Here is a 3,329-nt window from a genome sequence, read left to right on the forward strand (position 1 = left end):
ACATTACACCAAACCACCTTAATGCACTTTGCAATGATCTGCTTGGTAAATCTGCAGGAGAAATCATTCGTGAAAGAGTAATTTTAGAAGCCAAACGCTTATTGATCAACCTCGACCTTAGCGTCGCTGAGATTGCTGAACGTTTAAACTTTAGTGATCAGTCCTATTTTATTAAATTCTTCAAAAAATATGAAGAAATAACACCAGAAAAATTCAGAAAACATAATACACAACAAAATGGAAAACAATAAAAACACTGAGGCAGTACCCCATATTTCTCAATGGCATGCCTTTAGTCATTCGAAATGCCCACGCTGCAGAGTTGGAAAAGTATTTGTTGGTCCAACCTATGGTTTAAAGATTCAAAAGATGAATGAAAACTGCCCTCACTGTGGGCTTAGATTTGAACGTGAACCTGGGTATTTCTATGTTTCTATGTTCGTAAGCTATGCAATGAATGTTGCAGAGATGGTTTCTATAAGCGTAGCCGCCTATATATTCGGGCTTGATCTTGTTTATGAGAACCTTTGGTATTTTGCGGGTATATTACTTATCGCCGTATTTCTTTTCTCTCCATTCAATTACAGATATTCAAGAATGATCCTGTTATATTGGTTATCTCCCGGGCTTCATTACGAACCTGAACGGGGAATAGAGAAAAACACCCAGTCCCAAAGATTGTAACTTTTTGTTATAAAATTAGTTACATCGTCGTATATTAGTTTTATGAACAAGAAAATATTGGTTTTTGACGATGACCAGGAAACCCTGAATGCACTCAGTGACGTTCTTGACTACGCAGACTGGGACCTGGTTACCATTGCCAGCGGTAACCAGGCACTGCAGGTCATCAGAATGGAAAAACCTGATTTGATCTTAATGGATATCCTCCTGGGAGACACCGACGGCAGGGAAATATGTAAGGAAATTAAATGTGATGAAGAATTAAAGCATATTCCCATTATTCTCATCTCTGGTATAAACGAGTTGGGGGATACTTTAAATCAGCAGTTTGGCCCTAACGATATTATTGCAAAGCCTTTTAATATCGGCGAAGTCTTAGATAAAGTCTACTTTCAGCTCAGTTCATAAAAGCACCTTGCTGCTAAGAAAATCAAAATACACTTTTTCATCATCAAATAACTCCTTTCCTTCCAGCATGTAGGCACTCAGCAAGCATTCTTTTGCCTGCTCTTCCCTACTCAAATGAAAATAACACTGGCCCAGTCTCAATAACACAAAAGGATTACTCCCTTCAGCTCCATAAATCAGTTTAGATCTTTCAAAATACCGGATTGCCTTCTCGTAATTCCCTAAATTAAAATAGGCGTCACCTACGGCAGCACTCAGCCAACCAGTAGCCTCCCAGTTCTCCTGTGGTGCGGGAATAATATCCAGTGCCTTATTAAACCACCCAATGGCGTGCACATAGTTCTCATTATCCATTTCATCGTTTCCCATACCAGCATATTCATCAATCTGAACTTGCTGCTCAGGGGTCAGCTCCTCTCGTAAAACATTTTTTGGCTTATTCATCATTACATTTGCCATAACTATTAGTTTTAAGTACAAAGGCAGGTCTAGAGACCTTAACGTGAAAGCATATTAATTATTTTACACACAACAAGTTACGAGTTGTAATGTTTTAATTACAACAAGATATATTCAACACAAAGATCTTCACAACTGGTTATCCATTTGTTTAATGATTTTCGTAACTTCTTCTTCCGTCGACCGTAATTTACCCTGACAAAACGAAATGAGATCCGAAGCTCTTTTTACCTTTTGAGCAAGTACATCGACAGAAACCGATTCCGTTTCGATCTCCTGTGCAATTTCCGCCAGTTCCTGATAGGCCGCTTCGTAAGTAAGATTTTCTTCCATTATATTTCCTCTTTTGATTTAACTATAGTATGAATTTCTGTACTGGCCAACTGAACCGTAAGCTCCTGTCCAGGCTGTATATCATCTGCTTTGCTGATGATGTGATTGTTCAATTTAACAATAGCAAAACCTTTATTCAATATATTTTGAGGACTCATAAGCTTAACTACAGCCAGGTAGTGCTCCAGGTGCCCATTCTTGTTCGACAAATACATCCGGTTATACAACTTGATATTATTAATCATATTGTTCAGATCTTTCCTCTTGTTGCCGATCATATACCTGGGTTGTCCGCTCACCATCGAGCCTAAAGAATACATCCTTTGGCGATGTTCATTAAGTAAAGAAATCACATCCCTTATAATATAGGATCTGGTCGCTGACAAAGCATTGGAGTGCAGAGAAAGTAATTGCTGCGTATTGATCAAAATGCGATTCTTCAGATTTAACAAGTTATCTTCAAAGCTCCTGTTGTGCGCAAGGATAAGTTCAGCTGCCTTAGTGGGCGTTTTTGTTGAAGTATGCGCCATCAGATCCACTATCGTTTCATTTTTCTGATGACCAATTCCAGTAATCACAGGTATGGGAAATTTGGCAATAGCCCTGCTTAACTCGTAGTTATCAAAGATTAAAAAATCTGTCTGCGATCCCCCACCTCTAATAATAATTACCGCATCATAGGCATTTCCGGAATTGAAAATTTCGATTAACCTCATTAGAAAAGGTTTGGCATTAGACTCTCCTTGTACCTTAGTAAAGTAATCGTCTATCCGAAAAGAATACTGAAAAGGATTATTTTCGAGCGTATGCCTGAAATCCTGGTAACCTGCAGAAGTATCTGAAGAGACTACTGCGATGTACTGAAGCACTCTGTTAAACTTCAACATACCATTTCTGGTTTGGTATGTATCCCCTGTTCTTTTGATAAATTCCGGATTTTCTTTTAAAAGCCGTTCCAATGTAGCTTTTCTCTGTTGTTCAAACTGTCCTAAAGTAAAGTTCGTATCAATATCTACTAAATTCAGCTGCAGTCCAAAAGCAGGGCTGTATTGTACCGTAACCTGGACCAGAACATTAATATCGCTTTTAAATTTCTGTCCCGTTACCCGTTCAAAATTTGAAATATTAACGGAAGCGGTTCCCCAGGCCCGGGCTATCATTTTACTGATTAGCTTTGAAGAAGTTTTATCTTTCTCCACCAATTCAAAATAGTGATAATTTGTATCTGCCTTAAAAGTATAATTACTTACATCAGCAATTACCCAAAAAGTCTGTCCATTGAAAACACCATCAAGAACCTGCTGGATCTGACGCGTCAATTCTGATAATTTTAATGGATGACTGGCCATCAACATTTTTAAATTTAATTTTTAAAGTTAATCATTCTAAAACAAATTAAGCCTCAGCAAGGTTAATAAGCCAATAAATGATCTTTTATGAATAAA

The 3,329-nt window shown here is 37.9% G+C and carries 6 protein-coding genes; 3 read left to right on the forward strand and 3 right to left on the reverse strand.

All coding sequences use genetic code 11. The features are described 5' to 3' along the window. From DBR11_RS17090 to DBR11_RS17100, 3 genes are all read left to right on the forward strand, one after another. The coding region (locus tag DBR11_RS17090) for a helix-turn-helix domain-containing protein (protein WP_146186566.1) at positions 1-251 on the forward strand (251 nt) is incomplete at its 5' end. After that, on the forward strand, positions 238-684 hold the full coding sequence (locus DBR11_RS17095; protein WP_199233867.1) for a DUF983 domain-containing protein: 447 nt from the start codon (positions 238-240) through the stop codon (positions 682-684). The genes DBR11_RS17090 and DBR11_RS17095, both read left to right, overlap by 14 nt. A gap of 42 nt (positions 685-726) precedes the next feature. Beyond that, positions 727-1,092, forward strand: a complete 366-nt coding sequence (locus DBR11_RS17100) for a PleD family two-component system response regulator (RefSeq protein WP_108553863.1) — start codon at positions 727-729, stop codon at positions 1,090-1,092. Here DBR11_RS17100 and DBR11_RS17105 read toward each other — a convergent pair. From DBR11_RS17105 to xseA, 3 genes are all read right to left on the reverse strand, one after another. Continuing rightward, entirely contained in the window at positions 1,087-1,551 is a 465-nt protein-coding gene (locus DBR11_RS17105) for a tol-pal system YbgF family protein (RefSeq protein WP_108553864.1), read from the reverse strand. The genes DBR11_RS17100 and DBR11_RS17105 overlap by 6 nt on opposite strands. 129 nt (positions 1,552-1,680) lie before the next feature. Next, positions 1,681-1,884 carry an exodeoxyribonuclease VII small subunit gene (xseB, locus tag DBR11_RS17110; protein WP_108553865.1) on the reverse strand — a complete coding sequence of 68 codons (204 nt, stop codon included), beginning with the start codon at positions 1,882-1,884 and terminating at the stop codon, positions 1,681-1,683. Next, on the reverse strand, positions 1,884-3,233 hold the full coding sequence (gene xseA / locus DBR11_RS17115; RefSeq protein ID WP_233260796.1) for an exodeoxyribonuclease VII large subunit: 1,350 nt from the start codon (positions 3,231-3,233) through the stop codon (positions 1,884-1,886). The genes xseB and xseA overlap by 1 nt, the downstream gene beginning before the upstream one ends. Positions 3,234-3,329 lie beyond the last annotated feature (96 nt).

Source organism: Pedobacter sp. HMWF019 (assembly GCF_003061025.1).
Classification (GTDB): domain Bacteria; phylum Bacteroidota; class Bacteroidia; order Sphingobacteriales; family Sphingobacteriaceae; genus Pedobacter.

Coding starts and splice junctions, on each gene's coding strand:
- DBR11_RS17095 (WP_199233867.1), top strand. CDS start 238: ATGGAAAACAATAAAAACACTGAGGCAGTACCCCATATTTCTCAATGG.
- DBR11_RS17100 (WP_108553863.1), top strand. CDS start 727: ATGAACAAGAAAATATTGGTTTTTGACGATGACCAGGAAACCCTGAAT.
- DBR11_RS17105 (WP_108553864.1), bottom strand. CDS start 1,551: ATGGCAAATGTAATGATGAATAAGCCAAAAAATGTTTTACGAGAGGAG.
- xseB (WP_108553865.1), bottom strand. CDS start 1,884: ATGGAAGAAAATCTTACTTACGAAGCGGCCTATCAGGAACTGGCGGAA.
- xseA (WP_233260796.1), bottom strand. CDS start 3,233: ATGGCCAGTCATCCATTAAAATTATCAGAATTGACGCGTCAGATCCAG.